Origin of the sequence: Flavobacterium sp. SORGH_AS_0622 (genome assembly GCF_030818825.1) — a bacterium.
GTDB lineage: Bacteria > Bacteroidota > Bacteroidia > Flavobacteriales > Flavobacteriaceae > Flavobacterium.
On the sequence record NZ_JAUTAX010000001.1, the window covers coordinates 1,323,856 to 1,345,482 of the forward strand.

Here is a 21,627-nt window from a genome sequence, read left to right on the forward strand (position 1 = left end):
GTTAGAAGTGAAACGATAAATGTCTTTACATTTTACATCTCACAAAACACATTTTACAAGTTATGAGTTTACCCTTTTATATAGTTGATGTTTTTGCCGATAAAAAATATGCTGGAAATCAGCTGGCAGTTTTTATGGATGCAGAGAATCTAAGTTCTGAACAAATGCAGCAAATTGCGCGCGAAATTAATTTCGCAGAAAGCACATTTGTAACCAAATTGGACAGAGAAAACAATAAAGCTGAGATTAAAATTTTTACTCCGGCTAATGAAATGCAGTTTGCAGGACATCCAATTATTGGAACTTCATGGGTTTTGATAAATAAAGTATTTGAAAATTCACCAAACGAAATCAAACTTAAAGTTCCCATTGGGGAAATTCCAATTCACCAAACAGAAGATTTGATTTGGTTAAAAGCAGCTCAGCCAAAATTTTGGGATATTTTTTCAAAAGAAGATTTTACACTTTTCAGTAATTTACAAGTAAGCGATTTTGAAAATCAATTTCCAATTCAGGAAGTAACAACTGGAAGTGCCTTTGTTATGGTTGGATTAAGCAGTAAAAGAGCCCTTGAAAATTTAGTTTTAGATAAAGATAAAACAGATGATTGGCTTAAAAAGAACTGTAAAACAACACATAGAGCCCTGTATTTTTATTATTTAGAAGGTTCAAAATTGTTTAGCAGAATGCTATGTATTGAACATAACCAATTGGTGGAAGATGCAGCAACTGGAAGTGCAAGTACTTGTCTTCAGGCTTTTCTATTAAAGTATCATAAACCTGAATTTGAATTGATTAATTATCAAGGAGATTATATAGGGCGTCCGTCTCAAATTTATTTTAAAGGGAAATTAATTGACGATCAGTTCGATATAAACATTGGCGGAAAAGCTCAATTTATTGCTAAAGGAGAGTGGGAAGCTTAGCTCTAAGATAATAGAATAAAGAGTAAAGAAGATAGATTTATAAAATCAAGAAATAAAAACAGTATATAGAGGAAATTAGAAAAAGAAGAGAAGTCTATGTTCTTTCTTCTATATTCTTTTCTCTAAAAAAGAAAGAAATATGAAATTAAACTGCCGACATAAAATAATCATTTTGTTAGTGTTATTTACAGCTCAGTTTTCGATTGCGCAGAAGAAAAATGAAAGTATCGGAACGGAGACTGTAAACGTAGTAAAACCTTATTCGCCGACTATTTCTGATGCTTTTAAAGTAAAAGAAACTCCTTCGCTTGACGACAGCGGTAATCAGCCGAAAGAAGTTATTAAATATAGTATTTTATCTGTTCCTGTTGCTTCGACTTTTACGCCGTCTAAAGGAAAAGCAGAAGGTGTTGAAAAAGCTAAAAAAGAAAGATTGTTTAATAATTATGCCACTTTAGGACTTGGAAATTACAGTACTTTAAACGCAGAATTATTCGTAAATCAGGATTTAGGGAATAATGATTATCTGGCAGGAATGTTCCGTCATCATTCTTCGCAGGGCGGAATAAAAGATGTAGAGTTAAACGATGAATTTTACGATACCGCAATTAATGTTGGTTACGGCCAAAACAATAGAGATAATTCGTGGAATGTTGATTTAGGCTATCAAAATCAGATCTACAATTGGTACGGACTTCCGTCAGATTTTGGTTCTACAATTCCAGATCAGCGTTATGATTTAGTGAATAGTATAAATCCAGATCATTCTTATAATACAATTTGGTTGGGAGGAAATGCTGAATTTACAGAAAGTATTTTTAGCAATCTTGCCGCAAAATTCACTCATTTTTCAGACAGCTATTCTTCATCAGAAAATAGATTTTTTGTGAAACCTACGTTTACTGTTGATTTAATGGATCAGGCAATCAAAACAAATGTGATTGTAGATCATGTAAGCGGTTCTTTTAAAAATAATTATTTACAAGATAATACAGAAGCTTTAAAATACAGTTTTACAAATGTTGGAATTGAACCGAGTTTTGTAATTAATGAAAATGATTGGACATTAGAATTAGGAGCTGGAGTTTTCTACAGCGCAGATTCTGAAAACAGCGGCAACAAATTCTACATTTATCCAAAAGTAAATGCTTCTTATAAATTGGTTGGTGATCTAATGATTTTCTACACGGGAGTAAATGGAGGTTTAACTCAGAATTCTTACGCCGATTTTGTGAATGAAAATCCATTTTTGTCTCCAACTTTAAACATGCGTCCGTCTAGCACACAATACAATGTTTTTGCAGGTTTGAAAGGAAAGCTGGCAAATAATGTCAATTATAACTTGACAGGTTCTTATATGAATGAAAAAGATAAAGCATTATTTAAAGCAAATGATTACACAGAAGTAATTACAAATGAAGATTATGCTTTTGGAAATTCATTTGGGGTAGTTTATGAAGATATTAGAACTTTCCGTTTTTACGGAGAATTAAAAGCTGATTTTTCGCAGAATGTTACTTTCGGAATCAATGGAACATTCAATAGTTATAATACAGATAACGCAGTTGAAGCATGGAATTTACCAACAATGAAATTAAGTTCAACTTTAGACGTTAATATTACTAAGCAATGGTATGCAGGATTAAATGTATTTTACGTAGGAGAAAGAAAAGATATGCAGACGAATACCTCTTTAGGAGTAAATGCTGAGCCAATTACTTTAAAAAGTTATTTTGATGCAAATGCTCATTTAGGTTATAAGTTCAACGAGCGTTTAACATTTTTCCTAAAACTAAACAATATCGGAAATCAAGCTTACGAAAAATGGTTAAATTATCCTGTACAAGGATTCCAAGTTTTAGGAGGTGCAAATTATAAATTTGATTTTTAAAGCATAACCACAAAGACACCAAGGCACAAAAATTATATATAATATAAAAGTGCCTTTTTTTTCAGCCATGAACTCATGAATTTTTTGGAGTAGATTCGTGAATTCGTGGCTGTTTTTTTTAATAAAGGAAAAACCTTTGCATCTTTGTACCTTAGAACCACAGTACCTCAAAAAAATGACTTTTAAAGAAAAAATATATTCCCATTATACACAAATGGTTCAAGACCGAATGGATGTTTTTAGAGACATGATTACGAACTTAACCGAAGATTCTAAAAACGATGCCAAAGGTTCTGCGGGAGATAAACACGAAACTGCTTTGTCGATGATGCATATTGAACAAGAAAAGCTGACTACTAAACTAAAAGAGGCGATTGAACAAAAAGCAATTTTAGACAAAATAGATCCGCTTAAAACTACTGAAAATATAATTTTAGGAAGTTTAGTAAAAGCAAACGGAATCTATTTGTACGTGAGTGTTGCACTTCCTAAAATAACAATTGACGGAATTAATGTTATTGCGCTTTCGCCGCAGTCTCCGCTTGGAAATCATTTAATGGGAAATAAAGTTGGATTTCAGTTTGAGATTAATAAAACCCATTATACAATTGAAAGCGTTGAATAATCTGTTTTAAGTTTACGAAGAACTTTGTCAAAGTTTTAAACTTTGACAAAGTTGAATTAACCAAAAAGTATTCTCCTTAATCTTGTCATTCCTCATTCTTTGGAATGACAAACGAATGTGAATTACTAACTATATGATAATCTTAAAACATAATTTAAATTAGTTATTGAAGATATTTTAAGGTTTCTTTAAAATCTCATAATTTAATTCAAAGAATTACATCAAACTTTCAGTTTTAAACCTTTTTTTTGTTCCAAATTAAAATTTTCAAGTTTGGAGCTAATTTTTACTTCTAAATTTTACATTTTGTATGTAAAAATACAAATATGATTGAAATTTGTAATTGAAATGACTATTTGTGTTTTTCAATTGTAACCAATACCGCATCTTTGCCCTATCAAAATAAAATTTAAAAATAAAAATATAGAATTATGTGTGGAATTGTATGTGCCTTTGATCTAAAACAAAAAGCCGAAGCGTTAAGACCTCAAGTATTAGAAATGTCTAAAATCATTCGTCACCGCGGACCAGACTGGAGCGGTATTTACAGCAATGATAAAGCGATTCTTTCTCACGAGCGTTTGGCAATTGTAGATCCAGCTTCAGGAAAACAACCTTTATTTACAGAAGATAAAAAATTGGTTTTGGCTGCAAATGGTGAAATTTACAATCACAGAGACCTGCGCAAACAATTTGAAGGAAAATATAACTTTCAAACTGAAAGTGACTGCGAAGTTATTTTAGCTTTATATAAAGAAAAAGGCGTAAGCTTCGTTGACGAATTAAACGGAATCTTCGGATTTGCTATTTACGATGTTGATAAAGATGAGTATTTTGTTGCTCGCGACCATATGGGAATTATTCCATTATACATTGGATGGGATCAACACGGAACTTTCTATGTAGCTTCAGAATTGAAAGCCTTAGAAGGATATTGTACCAAAATTGAATTATTCCCTCCAGGACACTATTTATCAAGCAAAGACGGTGAATTTGTACAATGGTATAAAAGAGACTGGACAGAATATGATGCTGTAAAAGACAACGAAACAAGCATTCCAGAAATCAAAAAAGCGTTAGAAGCTGCGGTTCACAGACAATTAATGAGTGATGTACCTTACGGAGTTTTACTTTCAGGAGGTTTAGATTCTTCTATTACTTCGGCTGTAGCCAAAAAATTTGCGCAAAAACGTATTGAATCAGATGATACAACAGATGCTTGGTATCCGCAATTGCACTCTTTCTCAGTAGGTTTAGAAGGTTCGCCAGATTTAGCTGCAGCAAGAAAAGTGGCAGATCATATCGGAACGATTCACCATGAAATTAAATTCACTATTCAAGAAGGTTTGGATGCTGTTCGTGATGTAATTTACAACTTAGAAACGTATGATGTAACTACAGTTAGAGCTTCGACTCCAATGTGGTTAATGGCGAGAGTTATCAAATCAATGGGAATCAAAATGGTTCTTTCTGGTGAAGGTGCAGATGAGTTGTTTGGAGGATATTTATATTTCCATAAAGCACCAAATGCTAGAGAATTTCACGAAGAAAACGTTCGTAAATTAGGAAAACTTCATATGTACGATTGTTTACGTGCAAACAAAAGTTTGGCAGCGTGGGGAATCGAAGGACGTGTTCCTTTCTTAGACAAAGAATTTATGGATGTTGCAATGCGCATCAATCCACAAGATAAAATGATCAACAAAGAACATCCGATGGAAAAATGGGTAGTTCGTAAAGCTTTTGAAGATATGCTTCCAGAAAGTGTAGCTTGGAGACAAAAAGAACAATTTTCTGATGGAGTAGGATACAGCTGGATCGATACTTTGAAAGAAGTGGTAGCAAGAGAAGTTTCAGACGAACAATTGGCAAACGCTAGATTCAAATTTCCATTGCAGACACCAACTTCAAAAGAAGAATATTACTATCGTTCGATTTTTACAGAGCACTTTCCAAGTGATGCAGCGGCTTTATGTGTGCCTCAGGAAGCAAGTGTGGCTTGTAGTACAAAAATTGCTTTGGAGTGGGATGAAGCTTTCAAAAACATGAATGATCCTTCTGGTAGAGCGGTAGCAAGTGTTCACGATGATGCTTATGTTAAAGCTTAAAAAACGAGTTTAATTTTTAGAATTAGTATATATATTGCAGAAAGACGTCCTTATTAGGACGTCTTTCTTGTCTAAAATTGTTAAATTCTCTATTTCAGTTCTTTGGAAAAAGTTTTTGGCATTTATTTAACTTACTTTTTTTATATTTGACATTCCCCGAATAAAGTTAAATCCCCGAAATTTTAATATAGAAAATGTAGGAAAGCAAAAAATAATATTTAGTTTTGCTTTCAACAGAAATTTTAATGATTTTTTAATGTACAGCTTACTTTAGAGTTGGGTACATAAGAATAAAAATAAAAAATAGAATAATATGTCTGGATTATTGGCCGTTATTGGTAAAGGAAAAGACCCTAAGCTTGTAAAAGAACTTTCAGAGAGAATGTCGCATCGCGGTCCTGATGAAAGTGATATTCATATTATGGAAAATGGCAGTATACTTTGTCATGAAAGTCTGTCTATTATTGATCTTAATTCCGGAAAACAGCCTATTCAAGGAACTCAAAAAGCTTGGATGGTTCATGATGGAGAGATTTATAATTATAAAGAACTGAAGGAAACGGTTTTAAAAGATCATACTTTTAGAACAGAATCAGATTCTGAGGTTATTGTACATCTTTATGAAGAGTTTGGTTATGATTTTTGTAACAAACTTGATGGTGATTTTGCTTTTGTGGTAATTGATGGCGATAAATATATTGCAGGTCGTGACCCAATTGGAGTTAAGCCTTTATATTATGGTTTAGATGAAAGAGGACGAATTTATTTTTCTTCAGAAATGAAATCAATTGCAGATCAATGCAAATCATTTTCTACTTTTCCTCCAGGACATTATTATACAGCAAAAACTGGTTTTGTAAAATATTACCATCCAGAATATGAAGATCATAAAAAAGCAGATCATTCTTTAGATTTAGATTCAATCCGCCAAAGTTTAATAAACGCAACAAGCAAACGTTTGCTGGCTAATGTTCCTGTTGGAGTTATACTTTCAGGAGGATTAGACTCTTCTTTGACATCTGCTATAACTTCTCGTTTATTAAAAGGAAACGCAGAAAAACTGCATTCATTTTCAATCGGATTAGATGCAGATTCACCAGATAATATTGCAGCGAGAAAAGCAGCAGAATTTTTAGGAACAGAACATCATGAAGTTCATTTTTCTGTAGAAGAAGGTGTTCAAATTTTAGAAAAAGTAATCTATCATATCGAAACTTATGATATTATTTGTGTAAGATCTGGTGTTCCGATGTATCTATTGTCTAAAGCAATTGCCGATCAAGGTGTTAAAGTAATTTTATCAGGAGAAGGAGCAGATGAGGTTTTTGGAGGACATTTGTATTTTAGAAATGCACCATCAGCGGAAGAATTCCAGGATGAGACAATAGAAAGAGTTCAGAAGTTGTTTACGGCAGATTTACTTCGTGCAGATAAAGCGACAATGGCACACGGACTAGAAGTGAGATTTCCGTTTTTAGATACAGAATTCTTAGATGTTAATATCCGTATTAAAACAGAAGAAAAACAGCCTAAAACTTATGATGGAGTTGAAAAATACATTTTAAGAAAAGCCTTTGATACTCCCGAAGATCCTTATTTGCCGGCAGATGTTTTATGGCGCCAGAAAGAACAATTTTCAGATGGAGTTGGGTATAATTGGGTTGATGAATTAATTGAATATTGTGCTTCACAAGTTACAGATGAACAATTGGCTGGTGCAAGCGCAGAATTTCCATACAATTCACCAACGACAAAAGAAGCGTATTTATATCGATCAATTTTCCATAAATTCTATCCGCAGGTAAGTGCCGCGCAAACAGTGCGTAAATGGATTCCAAAATGGCAGGAAAACCTTGATCCAAGTGGAAGAGCAAATGCTGCACACTTACAAGGAAACTTTGAGAGCGTAAAATCTGGAGTTGCTGTTTAGGAATTAAATTCCAAACTTTTAAAACTCAAATAAAATAAATTCCAAATTCCAATTTTGGATCAAAAACAAAACCGAAATACATTCAATTGTAGTTTCGGTTTTTTTTTTTTTTTGCCATATATCTTTTCAGTTTTGGAATTTGGAATTTTAAAAATTGATATTTCTATAATTCTTTATAATTTTTGGAATTTGGGATTTAAGAGATTGGAATTTAAAAAAGAGCCTTTTTTACGTTATTTCCATTTTTGGAATTTGGAATTAAAGAAAATTTGAATTTAAATTCATTTTTGAAGTTATTTTTAGGTTTTTCAGACAATTGTGTTAATAACTTAAGTGCTTTAAGTCGTATTTTAATGGGTATATAGCCTGCGTTTTTATATATTTGCGTGTTAGACAGTAAATACATTTATTAGAATAAATTATATGAGCGAAGAAATCAAGAAGAACAATTATTCAGCAGATAGTATTCAGGCATTAGAAGGAATGGAGCACGTAAGAATGCGTCCATCGATGTATATTGGAGATGTAGGAGTTCGAGGACTGCATCATTTAGTTTATGAGGTTGTTGATAACTCTATTGATGAGGCCATGGGGGGGCATTGTGATACCATTGGTGTTGCAATAAACGAAGATGGTTCGATTACAGTTGAAGATAATGGACGTGGTATTCCAGTTGATTTACATAAAAAAGAAGGTGTTTCGGCACTTGAAGTTGTAATGACAAAAATTGGAGCTGGTGGTAAATTCGACAAAGATTCATATAAAGTTTCTGGAGGTTTACACGGGGTAGGGGTTTCGGTTGTAAATGCCCTTTCAGTTCACATGAAATCTACTGTATTTAGAGATGGTAAGATTTATGAGCAGGAGTATGAAAGAGGAAAGTCTTTGTATCCTGTAAAACAAATTGGAGAAACAGATAAGAGAGGTACACGCCAGACTTTTTATCCAGATAACACTATTTTTACTCAGACTACTGAATTTTCATACGATACGCTTTCAGCACGTATGCGTGAGCTTTCCTTCTTGAATAAAGGAATCACAATTACATTTACAGATAAAAGAGAAGTTGACGAAAAAGGTGAATTTAAAAGTGAAGTATTCCATTCAGACGAAGGTCTTAAAGAATATATTCGTTATTTAGATGGAAACCGTGAGCCAATTATCTCTCACGTAATCAGCATGGATCACGATAAAGGTGAAATTCCAGTTGAGGTTGCCTTGATTTACAATACAAGTTATACAGAGAATATTTTTTCTTACGTAAATAATATTAATACACACGAAGGAGGAACGCATTTACAAGGTTTTAGAAGTGGTTTGACAAGAACGCTTAAAAAATACGCAGATGCATCTGGAATGTTGGATAAATTGAAATTCGAAATTGCAGGAGATGACTTCCGTGAAGGACTAACAGCTATTATTTCGGTAAAAGTTGCAGAACCACAATTCGAAGGACAAACTAAAACTAAACTTGGAAACAGAGAAGTAGTTTCTCCAGTTTCACAAGCTGTTGGAGAAATGCTTGAGAATTATTTGGAGGAAAATCCAAATGATGCTCGTGTAATCATCCAAAAAGTAATTTTAGCGGCTCAGGCACGTCACGCAGCGAAAAAAGCTCGTGAAATGGTGCAGCGTAAAACCGTTATGGGCGGCGGTGGACTTCCAGGAAAATTATCAGATTGTTCTGAGCAGGATCCTGCAAGATGTGAGGTTTACTTAGTCGAGGGAGATTCGGCTGGTGGAACAGCAAAACAAGGACGTGATCGTAACTTTCAAGCAATTCTGCCATTACGTGGTAAGATTTTGAACGTTGAAAAAGCGATGCATCATAAAGTATTCGAAAACGAAGAGATCAGAAATATATTTACTGCTTTAGGGGTAACTGTAGGAACTGCAGAAGATAGTAAAGCTCTTAATATTGAAAAATTACGCTACCACAAAGTAATCATCATGTGTGATGCCGATGTCGATGGTAGTCACATTTCTACCTTAATATTAACGTTCTTCTTCCGTTTCATGAAAGAGCTAATCGAAGAAGGCCACGTTTACATTGCAGCGCCTCCTTTGTATTTAGTTAAGAAAGGAAACAAAAAAGAATATGCTTGGAATGATGTGCAGCGTGATCAAGCTAACGAGAGAATGGGTGGAAGCGCCGCTATTCAACGTTATAAAGGTCTTGGAGAGATGAATGCGGAGCAATTATGGGAAACTACAATGGATCCAAACTTCAGAACATTACGTCAGGTAACCATTGATAGTTTAGCAGAAGCAGATAGAGTTTTCTCTATGTTAATGGGTGACGAAGTACCGCCTCGTAGAGAATTTATCGAGAAAAATGCAGTTTACGCAAATATCGACGCATAAAATAAAAAATTAATAATTTCAATTCGTTTAATTGTTTAAATTTACTAGACAATTAAACGAATTGTCTTTTTTAGGGATAGACAAATAATTAATAACCGATAAAGTATAAAATATGAAAGTTACCATTGTAGGAGCAGGAAATGTTGGAGCTACATGTGCTGATGTTATTTCTTATAGAGGAATTGCCAGCGAAGTAGTATTGTTGGATATTAAAGAAGGTTTTGCCGAAGGTAAAGCATTGGATATTACACAATGCGCGACAAATACTGGTTTTAATACTAAAGTATCTGGCGTTACCAACGATTATTCTAAAACTGCTGGAAGTGATGTTGTAGTTATTACATCAGGAATTCCAAGAAAACCAGGAATGACAAGAGAAGAATTAATTGGTATAAATGCAGGAATTGTTAAAACAGTTGCTGAAAATGTATTAAAATATTCTCCAGATACAATAATTGTTGTAGTTTCGAATCCGATGGATACTATGACGTATTTGGCTCTAAAAGCGACTGGTCTTCCAAAAAATAGAATTATAGGAATGGGCGGGGCTTTGGATAGTTCTCGTTTTAGAACATATCTTTCATTAGCTTTAGATAAACCTGCAAATGATATTTCAGCAATGGTAATTGGAGGGCATGGTGATACAACTATGATTCCGCTAACTCGTTTGGCATCTTATAATGGAATTCCAGTATCAGAATTTCTTTCAGAAGAAGTATTGCAAAAAGTAGCAGCAGACACTATGGTAGGAGGTGCAACTCTTACAGGTTTATTGGGAACATCTGCTTGGTACGCGCCAGGAGCTTCTGTAGCCTATTTAGTAGATAGTATTTTGAACGATCAAAAGAAAATGATTGCATGTTCTGTTTTCGTAGAAGGAGAATATGGTCAAAACGATATATGTATAGGCGTGCCATGTATAATTGGTAAAAACGGAGTAGAAGAAATTTTAGATATTAACCTAAACGATCAGGAAAAAGCATTATTTGCTAAAAGTGCAGATGCAGTTCGAAGCATGAATGATGCTCTAAAAACGATTTTAGTATAATAAAAACGGCAAAAAAGAGAAAAGGCTGCACTTTTGCAGCTTTTTTTTTGAGATTAATTAATAAATAAATTGGTTAATATTTTCGTTAATTATATATTTGCTCGGTTTAAAAAAAAATTGGTAATTCGTGATCTCGTATTTTTGTTTTAAAAAATCATGTCAGGGCTTATTTTATGGGACTTTAAAACAAAAACAAAAATAAAACATAATTAATTTTTAGTAATAATGCAGAATAAAGGACTTATTAAATTTTTCGCAATTCTATTTGCATTGGTGAGTATTTACCAACTATCATTCACTTTTGTGGCAAATGGTGTCAAAAGTGAAGCTAAAGCTTTTGCAGGAGATAATCCTGATAAGGAGCTGAAATATTTAGATTCTATTGGTAAAGAGAAAGTATTAAATCTTGGTTTTACTGATTTCACTTATAACGAAGTGAAAAACAAGCAGCTTAATAAAGGTCTTGACTTAGAAGGAGGAATCAACGTTATTCTTCAAATTTCTATTAAAGATGTTTTAAAAGGTTTAGCTAATAATTCTAAAAATCCAGTTTTTAATAAATCATTAGCTGATGCATCTGCAAATTTAGAAGGTAACAAAACATATTTAAATAAGTTTTTTGAAGCTTTTGATGCAAACTCAAAAGGAAGCGTAAAATTAGCTTCTCCAGATATTTTTGCTAACAGAAGTCTTCAAGGAGAAGGTGGTGTAGATTTTCAAATGTCTGACGCACAGGTTCAAAAAGTTATCAAAAGAAAAGTTGATGAGTCTGTAGAAAGTGCTTTTAAAGTATTAAGAGAGCGTATTGACAAATTTGGTGTAACACAGCCAAACATCCAAAAATTAGGAGAAACAGGAAGAATCTTAGTAGAGCTTCCAGGTGCTAAAGATGTTGATAGAATTAAAAAATTATTAGGTGGAAAAGCTCAATTAGAGTTCTGGGAAACTTATAAAGTTGAAGAAATTGGTAATTTCTTAGTTGCAGCTAACGAAGCTTTGAAGAAAACTGAAGTTAAGAAAACTGAAACTAAAACTGTTGCTAAAGATTCATTGAATGCTTTATTAACAGATGCTAAAGATTCTGCTGATACTAAAAAAGGAAATAATCCTTTATTTGATAAAATTGTAGGTCAAGGTGGTGGACCAGTTTTAGGTTACTTCGCACCAAAAGATACTGCTACTATCAATGCTTATTTTAAAAGACCAGAAATTAGAGTTTTATTGGCTGCTGACCAACATTATGCAAAATTTGTTTGGAGTAAACCAACTACTATAAAAGATCAAAAAGCAAAAGATTTAGCAAGTGCTAAAGATATTGAAGTTGTTGAATTATATGCTTTAAAAGGAAACAGAGACAATAACCCAGCAATGAGCGGTGGTGTTGTTACTGATGCAAAAGATACTTTTGACCAGATGGGTAAACCTGCAGTTTCTATGCAGATGAACAGTCAAGGTGCTAAAGTTTGGGAAGAGTTAACAGGTAGAGCATTCGCTCAAAAAAGTTATATCGCTATTGTTTTAGATGATATCGTATATTCTGCTCCAGGTGTAACAAGTGGTCCTATTGCTGGAGGAAGATCTGAAATTACAGGTTCATTTGATGTTGCTGAAACTAAAGATTTAGCTAACGTATTAAACGCAGGTAAATTACCAGCTTCTGCAGATATTATTCAATCAACTGTTGTTGGTCCATCTTTAGGACAGGCAGCTATTGATGCAGGTACAATTTCTTCTATATTAGGATTCTTATTAGTTTGCGTTTGGATGGTATTCTATTATGGTAAAGCTGGATGGTATGCAAACCTTGCTTTATTATTAAACTTACTTTTCTTATTCGGAATTATGGCAAGTTTTGGTTTTGTATTGACATTACCAGGTATTGCAGGTATCGTGTTAACATTAGGTACAGCGGTAGATGCTAACATTATTATATACGAAAGAGCAAAAGAGGAATTACGTGAAGGAAAATCACTTTCTGAAGCAGTTGCAGCTTCTTACGGATGGCACGGTGCAATGCGTTCTATTATTGATGCTAACGTTACTCACGTTTTAACTGGAGCTATCTTATTCATTTTTGGAACAGGTCCTATTAAAGGTTTCGCTTTAACATTATTAATTGGTATTGTAACTTCATTGTTTACATCAATCTTTATTGCTAGAATCTTTATTGATAGAAATATTGCAGGAAAAGGAGATTTAACTTTCTCTACAAATATTACTAAAAACTGGTTTACTAATTTCCATTTTGACTTTATCAAGATTAAAAAATTCACTTACATCTTCTCTTCAATTGTAGTTGTAGTAAGTTTAATTTCTATCTTCTTCGTGAACGGATTAGATGAAGGTGTTGATTTTGTTGGAGGTAGAACTTTCCAAGTTAAATTTGAAAAACCTGTAGATGCTACTGCAGTTTCAGATGAACTATCTGCTGCTTTTGGAACTCCGGTTGAGGCTAAAATTTTAGGTGATGATGATCAATTGAAAATCACTACTAAATATAAAATTAAAGAAGATGGTGTTGCTATTGATGAAGAAGTGAACCAAAAATTATATGCTTCTTTACAGAAATATTTCCCAAATACTACTTACGATAAATTCATCAATTCATTTGATGGAAAAAGAGTAGGTGTATTACAAGCTTCTAAAGTTGGAGCTTCTATCTCTGAGGATATTAAAACTAACTCATACTGGGCAGTTCTTGGTGCGATGGCAGTTATTTTCTTATACTTAATGGTTTCTTTCCGTAAATGGCAGTATTCATTAGGTGCGATTGCAGCTGTTGCGCATGACGTGATCTTCGTATTAGGAATTTACTCTTTATGCTACAAATTCATGCCATTCCACATGGAAATGGATCAGCACTTTATCGCTGCGATTTTAACTGTAATCGGTTATTCTATGAATGATACTGTAATTGTATTTGACAGGGTGAGAGAGTTTATCATTGGAAACCGTAAAGGTAGTTTCGAAGATATCGTAAACGCTTCTATTAATACTACATTATCAAGAACGTTGAATACTTCATTAATGATGATCATTGTATTATTAACAATGTTTATTTTTGGTGGAGAATCAATTAGAGGATTTATCTTTGCTATGTTAATTGGTATTATTGTAGGTACTTATTCTTCATTATTTATTGCTACTCCAGTATTGGTTGATACAATTTCTAAAGATGAGAAGCATACAATCGAAGACAAACACAACAAAGCGTAATTAAACTTTGTTTTTAAAATAAGAAAGATCCAGTGAAAACTGGATCTTTTTTTTATGTTTGTATCTCAGATCCAAATCCTATTTATGAGTAGAAAAAGAATATTCACGGTAGTTCTTCTGTTTGCAGTACTGAATATCAATGCTCAGCAGAAAAGCAGTGACTTTAGAATAGGAATGAGTTATGGTTTCGGAAGCGAATTCAATAATACTGATTATACTTTTACCAATCATTTTTATAAGGCGCAGTTGTATTATAGACTGAAGAAAACTCGAAATTTTGAATATGATATTTTAGTACAGCCAGAAATAAATTTCGGAAAACATCAATTATTGAATTTATACTTCGTAAAGCCGGAGACGCCAAATTTTGAAGAGAAAAGAGTGGAGTATATGCAATTGAAAAACGTTCACGAATATGTTCTTAATTTGGGCTTTATGGTGAGAAAACCAATAGGAAAAATATTCTCTTGTTATGTTTTAGGAAGTATTGGACCAATGATAACAGATACAGAAACTGAGCGTATGTCTAAAGGTTTTGCTTTTGCAGATGTTTTGGCTGTTGGTTTTACGGCTGCTTATGATCAATTTCAGATTGATATTCGTCCGAGTTTGCGACATGTATCAAATGCAGGTTTAGGAAGCTCAAATGCGGGCTATAATACAAAGAATGTTGAGTTTGGTATTTCAATCAATTATAAAAAATAAACGCCCAATATCTCAGATATTGGGCGTTTTGTATAATATAAAAATTATTATTATGATTCTGCAAGTGGATTTCTTTGTGCTCTAATAACAAAGAAAAGTCCAATGATTATGAATGGGATACTCAGCCATTGTCCTGTTGAAAAATAACCTAGATCTTCTTCTATACCGCCTTGGCTTTGTTTTACAAATTCAACAACAAATCGAACAACAAATAAAAGAACTAAAAATAATCCGAATAAATAACCAGATTTCAGTCTAGTATTTGTTTTCCAGTATAAGAAGTACAAAATTGCAAAGACAAAAATATAAGAGAACCCTTCGTATAATTGTGCAGGATGTCTTGCTGGAACCTGAGCTAATAAATCAGCAAATTTTGGATTTGTAGCAATTGCATTGTAGGCTTCTACAGGATCGGCAATTCCAGTTTTTTGTACAGCTTCATTTTTGCTGAATTTATCATGTAAAAAACGGATTCCAAATGCAGATGTAGTTTCGTTACCAATAATTTCTGAGTTGAAGAAATTACCTAAACGAACAAAAATAGCTCCACTGGCAACAGGAATTACTATACGGTCTAAAATCCATAATAAAGGACGTTTTAGAATCTTTTTACTATAATAATACATAGCAACAATAATTGCAATTGCTGCACCATGACTCGCTAATCCTTGGAAACCTGTGAATTCGAATTTTGGTTCGAATCTAAAAGGAAGGAAGATCTCTAGTAAATGGTTTCTGAAATATTCCCAATCGTAAAAGAAAACATGTCCTAAACGCGCACCAATTAAAGTTGCAAGAACAGTCCAAACAAATAATGAATCTAATTTTTCTAGTGATTCGTTTTCTCTTTCGAAAATCTTTTTCATTAAGAACCATCCTAAAAGAAAAGCAATTACAAACATTAAGCTGTAATAGCGAATCATAAAAAATCCTAAATTGATTCCTTCTGAGGGATTCCAAACAAAATTTAAGGCGTGTGTCATGTAAAATGTTTTATATATTGTAAAAATAAATATTTAATGTAAAGTACCGTTTTATAAAAGGTTAATGTTTATGACTGCATTTCTTTTCTGGTACAGGATCGTAACCGCTTCTTCCCCAAGGATGACAGCTTAAAATACGTTTTACTCCTAAAAATCCGCCGTAGAATAATCCATGAGTCTGCAAAGCTTGGATCATATAAGTCGAACAAGTAGGCTCAAATCTGCAGGACGCCGGTGTAAACGGAGAAATTGCCGTTTGATAAAAACGAACCAAGAGTACAAATGGATATATTAGAATTTTGGATAACATTTTATCAATACTTATTGTCTAGTTTTTCCAGACTTCTATTTGTTGTCTTTAAAAGAATTTTGTTACATCCAAAGTTTTAATTTCTTTATTGAATGCTAAATGACGTTCCTTCTTTTCCGTCTTTTAGTTGTATTCCTAAAGCAATTAATTGATCTCTAATCTGGTCAGAAAGGGCAAAGTTTTTATCTGCTCTCGCCTGATTTCTCATTCCGATAAGCATATTAACTACTCCTTCTAATTTATCATTGTCTCCTTCAGCACTTTTCTCATCGCTAAGTCCTAGAACATCAAATACAAAAGCATTTACAGCGGTTGTAAAATCTGCTAAATCATTTGCAGAAATAGTTTCTTTACCGTCTTTTAATAAGTTGATATAACGAACGGCCTCAAACAACTGAGCGATTAAAATTGGTGTATTGAAATCGTCATTCATTGCGTCATAGCAAAGCTGTTTCCATGCTGCAAAATCTATAGAACTTGTGTTTCCTGCAGTAATATTTGGTAAAGCATCTACTGCTTCCATCAATCTTTTATATCCTTTTTCTGCAGCAACAATCGCATCATCAGAAAAATCTAAAATACTTCTGTAATGTGCCTGAAGCATGAAAAAACGAGTTACAGAAGCAGAAAATGGTTTGCTTAGAATGTTATTTTCTCCGCTAAGAATTTCGCCTGGTAAAATATTATTTCCAGTCGATTTAGCCATTTTCTTTCCGTTTAAAGTCAGCATATTAGCATGCATCCAGTAATTTACAGGAGATTGGCCAGTACAAGCTTCATTTTGGGCAATTTCACATTCGTGGTGAGGAAATTTTAAATCCATTCCACCTCCGTGAATATCAAAATGATTTCCAAGATATTTAGTACTCATAGCAGTACATTCAAGATGCCAGCCTGGAAAACCATCACTCCAAGGCGAAGGCCACCTCATGATATGTTCTGGTTCTGCTTTCTTCCAAAGTGCAAAATCCTGTGGATTTCTTTTGTCAGATTGTCCGTCGAGATCTCTCGTGTTTGCCAGCATATCATCGATATTTCTACCGCTTAGAATGCCGTAATTATTGGTTTCATTGTATTTTACAACATCAAAATATACCGATCCGTTGGCAACATAACCAATACCTTTATCAATAATTTTTTTGATGATTTCAATCTGTTCAATAATATGTCCCGTCGCTGTAGGCTCAATACTTGGCGGTAAAAAGTTAAAAGCTTTTAGAATGTTATGGAAATCTACAGTATAGCGCTGTACAACCTCCATTGGTTCTAATTGTTCTAAACGGGCTTTTTTTGCAATTTTATCTTCACCTTCATCGACATCATCTACGATATGCCCAACATCGGTAATGTTTCTAACGTAGCGAACTTTATAATCTAAATGCAGAAAATATCTGAAGATTACGTCGAAAGACATAAAAGTTCTCACGTTACCTAGGTGAACATTGCTATATACCGTAGGACCACAAACATACATTCCAACGTTTCCTTCATGGATTGGTTTGAAATCTTCTTTTTCGCCAGAAAGCGAATTGTATATTTTCAGCGGTTGTGTATTGTATAACGGCATAATTGTTTATTGATGTTTTTTAGTAGCTAATCCTGCTATTCGCTATATCTTTTGTGGTGAACCCCACCACAAAAGGATGCCGCTTCTATCAGGGCTAGACCATAAATATAATAGAATTATTGTATAAAATTAGAACTGAGTGTCTAGTTTTATATAATCTAAAAATTCTCTCTTCGTTTGAGGGTCTTTGAATTTTCCTCCGAATTCAGAAGTTACAGTACTGCTTTCGATATCTTTGATTCCGCGTGAATTTACACAAAGATGTTTTGCATCGATAACGCAGGCAACATCTTCTGTTCCTAAAGCTTTTTGAAGTTCTTGAACAATCTGCATTGTTAAACGCTCTTGAACCTGAGGTCTTTTAGCATAATATTCAACAATACGATTCATTTTAGAGAGACCAATAACTCTTCCGCTTGAGATGTAAGCCACGTGAGCGCGTCCGATAATTGGAAGTAAATGGTGTTCGCAGGTAGAATAAACAGTAATGTTTTTTTCTACTAACATTTCACCGTATTTGTAATTGTTGTCAAAAGTAGAAGCTTTTGGCTGTTTTGCAGGATTAAGACCTCCAAAAATCTCTTTTACAAACATCTTTGCAACTCGATTTGGAGTTCCTTTAATGCTGTCGTCTGTCAAATCCATTCCAAGAGTTTGTAGAATGTTTTCGACATCTTTTTTTATTTTTTCTATTTTTTCCTCATCAGTTAAGTCAAAAGCATCTTCTCTTAAAGGGTTTTTGGCATTACTGCTGAAATGACTGTCACCTATTTCGTCTAAAAAATCTTCGTTATTTATCATTAAAAACTACTATTATAATGGGTATATCTTTTTAAGGCGGTAAAGATAATTAATAAATAGGAAACCTTTTCTATGGTTTTTACGATTTAATTGTTCCTTTTTGGATATAATCTAAATTAACAGTTATAATGTTCTAATTTAAAACACAAAAGACAATAACGAAAGGGTTATTGTCTTTTTGAAGGTTAATCAATTTTAAAACTTTTGAAAGAAAGAACTTAATTAAAAACACCATCTTCAAAATAAGCATCTTTTACCCATTTTTCATTTTTGTTTTTCATTAGAACTGTAAAATGAGTTATAGAATTAAAACCCAAACTGCCATTTCCTATTTCAAAACTTATTAATGCATTATCTTTGTCAATGATTAATGGAGTAGATAAATAAATAATTAATTTTTTTTCTATCTTGGAATAATCGTTAAGTTTAATTATTGCTTTTAATTCCTCGTAGTTAAGTAGATTAACTTTTATTTTTTTAAAATCACTTCCTTTCCAAATGTAAATTTCTTCGTTCGCTAAATCAGATTTTATATTTTGAATTTGAATACTATCTAATATCCAATAATTTCGGTTTCTTTCTCTTTTATAAAATTCATTATAGGAGAATTCATATGCAAGAATAGATTTTCGTTTTTTTAAAGCTTCTTTAATTATTATATAATCATAATTTTTATATGCTGTATAACGATCCGTTTTTAATTCAAAATCTAAAAAATCATTAACGATATTGCTTCTTATTTCGGTTAAATTATTTTCGATAAAAGGCTTTGTAGTTTGTTGTTTTTTTGTTGAACAAGAAAGAAATAAAATAGTTAATAAAATAAAAAAAAACTTTTTCATATCGAATTAATTACATGGTTGACTTATAGGTGATTGAGTGTTAGGGCTTCCCTCTCCGATAGTGAGGTTTCTTTGTTCGGCTTCATATCTGTTTAGAATTCTTTGACGATCATTGGCGTTTGGAAAACTTGCTAAAAAAACGGGAGTTTCGCTTAAACCTCCCCATGCTAGGTCAGTATAAATTTGTTGAGGATTTGAAGTTTCAGGAACAACAATACCTGTCTGAAATTCTTGTAAAGCACGGGCAATAGCATCTACATAATCTGTTGCCATTTGCTGATGATGAATATCCGCTGGATCTATAGAGGTAGGCCGATTTAATGTCACATAATAATTAAATAGATATGAAAAGTCATTATAGGCATTTGGATTTGGTGTACTTGAATTGTAGTAATCATCGAAAAGGCTCATAAAATATGCATGAACTGTTTCATGAAGCATCGATGCCGCAATAAATAATTTAGTCTTGTCTTCGTAATTAGTGCTAATATAAGTTGTGTAATTATTAACTGAATTCTTAATTGTTTGTGCTGGTTTTCCACTTGGAGCAATTTCCGATTTCATATCGAGATTATATTTAGAATTATGGTTGTCAAGTCTTTCAATTATTTTTTTTATATCACAAACTGTTGCATTTTTTAATTTATCTAAGATGTCTTTTGAACAGGGATCAAGGTTAGTTCCATTAATTTTGTCTTCAATATTGGTAGTGTTAGGCCCTCCGCCATCGCTACCAGGATCGTCATTTCCGCCACACCATGGCCAATTACCTAAAGAGCAATCATAAGGGTCAGTTGTTGGAGGAGTATCAGGATTTGTTGGTTGATCCTCAATCCATTCGCATTGATATAAATCTTCAGTAGTGTTAAAGCACGATTCTTCTACTCCTGAACCTACACAAAGCCAGTAAGTTACAGTATTCCATTGACAAGATTCATATCCAGCTGATTTACTAGTTTTTTTAATTGTTTTATTTTTAGTTTCAATTAATTTCTTTTCAATTATTTCTCTATTGACGATCCATACAATAGAATAGTCACTCTTTGGACTTTTTAACGCTATTTCGCCCTCAAAATGTTGTTTTTTAAAATTACCACTATTGATATCTTTAATATCTCCTGTGAAATTATTAGATGGTCTATACTCAATAATTGTTTCTTTTATTACTCCTTTTTCTAAGGTCAGAAGTAAGCGTTGTCGTCCAGCAATTTCACCATTTTTTGATAATGGTTTATAGTATTTTTTATCTATAGTAAAATTAACCTCTACAGCATCAATGTTTTCAAATGTGATGGCAGATTTCCAAATTGGTTTCATTTTTTTATCACTGAGTTTGTGAGTTAGAAAAGCGGAGTTAATTTTTAATGATGTTTCTATGGAATTTATTTCTCTTGGTTGCTGACCAATTTCCTCTACCTGACAGGAGTATGTTGTAAATAAAAGCAATAAAAAAAGAAATAATTTGTTAATTTTCACGTTTTGGTTAGTTATCTAGTTAAAAAATGAAGAATATGTATTTATAAAATCAAGTGAAAAGTCAGCAAATTTAAATTTTATAGTGTTAATTCTTTCGCCATACGGGAATGCTTTTATAGCTTGATAATTTTCTATTTCGTTTTCAGGTTTTGTAAATCCATAATTATACGCAGTGGCAAAAAATCTAATTTTTTCCTGTTTGTTTTTAAAGTTTAAATTTTTAAACTTTAATTCAGCCACATGCCAAAATACTTTGAGATATCTTATTTGCCATTGAAAGCTTTCAAGTCTATCTATTCTTTCTTTTCGAATTTCTTTTTCTGTTTTCTTTTTAATTAGAATCATATTGCAATCTTCTAAATTTGTATTATGAATAACATAATTTTCTAGATCTTCAATAAAAGATGGTTTCATTTGAAAATAACCAATTGAAAAGTCTGAGACCTTTTTTCCTTTATTAATATATAAGATTCTATTTGAGGAGGTTTCAATGTAATCAGAAAAAGAGTTGTATCGGATAATTTCAGGAAAAGCTATAGCAAGAATTTCTACTCTTTCTTTTCTATTAAGTTCTTGATCAATAATATCCTTTTTCTTTATTAGTAGTGAAATCGCATGATCAATTTCTAATCTGTAATGATCTATACTTTTAATTTTAAATTTATTATATAAAATCGTATTGCAATAAAAATTTGATGCTGAGCAATACTGAGCACTATATTTCAAAGGAAAAAGTAAAAAAGTAACAAAGAAAATTATTTTCTTAATACACACAGTCTGATTTTTTTGTAGCTAATTTAACATAAATTTTATTTGCTCAAAAAAAATTGAACAA

General features: G+C 32.6%; 16 protein-coding genes. 9 read left to right on the forward strand and 7 right to left on the reverse strand.

All coding sequences use genetic code 11. The features are described 5' to 3' along the window. The first annotated feature begins 62 nt into the window (after positions 1 to 62). The 9 genes from QE431_RS05785 to QE431_RS05825 all read left to right on the forward strand — a co-directional run bounded on the left by QE431_RS05785 (position 63) and on the right by QE431_RS05825 (position 14,813). Positions 63 to 926 (forward strand): PhzF family phenazine biosynthesis protein, encoded by an 864-nt coding sequence (locus tag QE431_RS05785; RefSeq protein ID WP_134140714.1) that lies wholly within the window; start codon positions 63 to 65, stop codon positions 924 to 926. 139 nt (positions 927 to 1,065) lie between these two features. Continuing rightward, a complete protein-coding gene (locus tag QE431_RS05790) occupies positions 1,066 to 2,817 on the forward strand; it encodes a TonB-dependent receptor (RefSeq protein WP_307293691.1) in 1,752 nt (583 codons plus the stop codon). 175 nt (positions 2,818 to 2,992) lie between these two features. After that, positions 2,993 to 3,442 carry a hypothetical protein gene (locus QE431_RS05795; protein WP_307293694.1) on the forward strand — a complete coding sequence of 150 codons (450 nt, stop codon included), beginning with the start codon at positions 2,993 to 2,995 and terminating at the stop codon, positions 3,440 to 3,442. Positions 3,443 to 3,873: 431 nt separating this feature from the next. Beyond that, positions 3,874 to 5,550, forward strand: a complete 1,677-nt coding sequence (asnB, locus tag QE431_RS05800; protein ID WP_134140716.1) for an asparagine synthase B — start codon at positions 3,874 to 3,876, stop codon at positions 5,548 to 5,550. A gap of 313 nt (positions 5,551 to 5,863) precedes the next feature. Continuing rightward, on the forward strand, positions 5,864 to 7,480 hold the full coding sequence (asnB, locus tag QE431_RS05805; RefSeq protein ID WP_307293699.1) for an asparagine synthase B: 1,617 nt from the start codon (positions 5,864 to 5,866) through the stop codon (positions 7,478 to 7,480). Positions 7,481 to 7,903: 423 nt separating this feature from the next. Further along, on the forward strand, positions 7,904 to 9,844 hold the full coding sequence (gene gyrB / locus QE431_RS05810; protein ID WP_057119070.1) for a DNA topoisomerase (ATP-hydrolyzing) subunit B: 1,941 nt from the start codon (positions 7,904 to 7,906) through the stop codon (positions 9,842 to 9,844). Between the two features lie 112 nt (positions 9,845 to 9,956). Then, on the forward strand, positions 9,957 to 10,892 hold the full coding sequence (mdh, locus tag QE431_RS05815) for a malate dehydrogenase (RefSeq protein WP_057119067.1): 936 nt from the start codon (positions 9,957 to 9,959) through the stop codon (positions 10,890 to 10,892). A gap of 225 nt (positions 10,893 to 11,117) precedes the next feature. Continuing rightward, the gene (gene secDF / locus QE431_RS05820) at positions 11,118 to 14,108 is read left to right on the forward strand and encodes a protein translocase subunit SecDF (RefSeq protein ID WP_281867832.1); all 2,991 of its coding nucleotides are present in this window, start codon (positions 11,118 to 11,120) and stop codon (positions 14,106 to 14,108) included. Between the two features lie 84 nt (positions 14,109 to 14,192). Beyond that, a complete protein-coding gene (locus QE431_RS05825; protein ID WP_307293707.1) occupies positions 14,193 to 14,813 on the forward strand; it encodes an acyloxyacyl hydrolase in 621 nt (206 codons plus the stop codon). A gap of 50 nt (positions 14,814 to 14,863) precedes the next feature. On the opposite strand, the gene lgt is transcribed toward QE431_RS05825, so the two are convergent. From lgt to QE431_RS05860, 7 genes are all read right to left on the reverse strand, one after another. Continuing rightward, the gene (gene lgt, locus QE431_RS05830; protein ID WP_281867834.1) at positions 14,864 to 15,796 is read right to left on the reverse strand and encodes a prolipoprotein diacylglyceryl transferase; all 933 of its coding nucleotides are present in this window, start codon (positions 15,794 to 15,796) and stop codon (positions 14,864 to 14,866) included. A gap of 61 nt (positions 15,797 to 15,857) precedes the next feature. Next, positions 15,858 to 16,106, reverse strand: a complete 249-nt coding sequence (gene yidD, locus QE431_RS05835; RefSeq protein ID WP_113677999.1) for a membrane protein insertion efficiency factor YidD — start codon at positions 16,104 to 16,106, stop codon at positions 15,858 to 15,860. Positions 16,107 to 16,191: 85 nt separating this feature from the next. Continuing rightward, complete coding sequence (gene cysS / locus QE431_RS05840; protein WP_307293712.1) at positions 16,192 to 17,673, reverse strand: cysteine--tRNA ligase; 1,482 nt, start codon at positions 17,671 to 17,673, stop codon at positions 16,192 to 16,194. A 129-nt stretch (positions 17,674 to 17,802) separates the two neighbouring features. Then, complete coding sequence (gene folE / locus QE431_RS05845) at positions 17,803 to 18,474, reverse strand: GTP cyclohydrolase I FolE (protein WP_057119052.1); 672 nt, start codon at positions 18,472 to 18,474, stop codon at positions 17,803 to 17,805. Positions 18,475 to 18,692: 218 nt separating this feature from the next. Then, a complete protein-coding gene (locus tag QE431_RS05850) occupies positions 18,693 to 19,316 on the reverse strand; it encodes a hypothetical protein (RefSeq protein WP_307293718.1) in 624 nt (207 codons plus the stop codon). A 6-nt stretch (positions 19,317 to 19,322) separates the two neighbouring features. Beyond that, positions 19,323 to 20,792, reverse strand: coding sequence for a hypothetical protein (locus QE431_RS05855; protein ID WP_307293721.1), 1,470 nt, complete (start codon positions 20,790 to 20,792; stop codon positions 19,323 to 19,325). 15 nt (positions 20,793 to 20,807) lie between these two features. Continuing rightward, on the reverse strand, positions 20,808 to 21,566 hold the full coding sequence (locus tag QE431_RS05860; protein ID WP_307293724.1) for a hypothetical protein: 759 nt from the start codon (positions 21,564 to 21,566) through the stop codon (positions 20,808 to 20,810). Positions 21,567 to 21,627: the final 61 nt, after the last annotated feature.

Excerpts from the sequence above, each read along its gene's own strand:
- gyrB (WP_057119070.1), top strand. The coding sequence starts at position 7,904 with ATGAGCGAAGAAATCAAGAAGAACAATTATTCAGCAGATAGTATTCAG.
- cysS (WP_307293712.1), bottom strand. The coding sequence starts at position 17,673 with ATGCCGTTATACAATACACAACCGCTGAAAATATACAATTCGCTTTCT.
- asnB (WP_134140716.1), top strand. The coding sequence starts at position 3,874 with ATGTGTGGAATTGTATGTGCCTTTGATCTAAAACAAAAAGCCGAAGCG.
- QE431_RS05790 (WP_307293691.1), top strand. The coding sequence starts at position 1,066 with ATGAAATTAAACTGCCGACATAAAATAATCATTTTGTTAGTGTTATTT.
- folE (WP_057119052.1), bottom strand. The coding sequence starts at position 18,474 with ATGATAAATAACGAAGATTTTTTAGACGAAATAGGTGACAGTCATTTC.
- QE431_RS05850 (WP_307293718.1), bottom strand. The coding sequence starts at position 19,316 with ATGAAAAAGTTTTTTTTTATTTTATTAACTATTTTATTTCTTTCTTGT.
- QE431_RS05825 (WP_307293707.1), top strand. The coding sequence starts at position 14,193 with ATGAGTAGAAAAAGAATATTCACGGTAGTTCTTCTGTTTGCAGTACTG.
- asnB (WP_307293699.1), top strand. The coding sequence starts at position 5,864 with ATGTCTGGATTATTGGCCGTTATTGGTAAAGGAAAAGACCCTAAGCTT.
- secDF (WP_281867832.1), top strand. The coding sequence starts at position 11,118 with ATGCAGAATAAAGGACTTATTAAATTTTTCGCAATTCTATTTGCATTG.
- QE431_RS05785 (WP_134140714.1), top strand. The coding sequence starts at position 63 with ATGAGTTTACCCTTTTATATAGTTGATGTTTTTGCCGATAAAAAATAT.
- QE431_RS05795 (WP_307293694.1), top strand. The coding sequence starts at position 2,993 with ATGACTTTTAAAGAAAAAATATATTCCCATTATACACAAATGGTTCAA.
- mdh (WP_057119067.1), top strand. The coding sequence starts at position 9,957 with ATGAAAGTTACCATTGTAGGAGCAGGAAATGTTGGAGCTACATGTGCT.
- yidD (WP_113677999.1), bottom strand. The coding sequence starts at position 16,106 with ATGTTATCCAAAATTCTAATATATCCATTTGTACTCTTGGTTCGTTTT.
- lgt (WP_281867834.1), bottom strand. The coding sequence starts at position 15,796 with ATGACACACGCCTTAAATTTTGTTTGGAATCCCTCAGAAGGAATCAAT.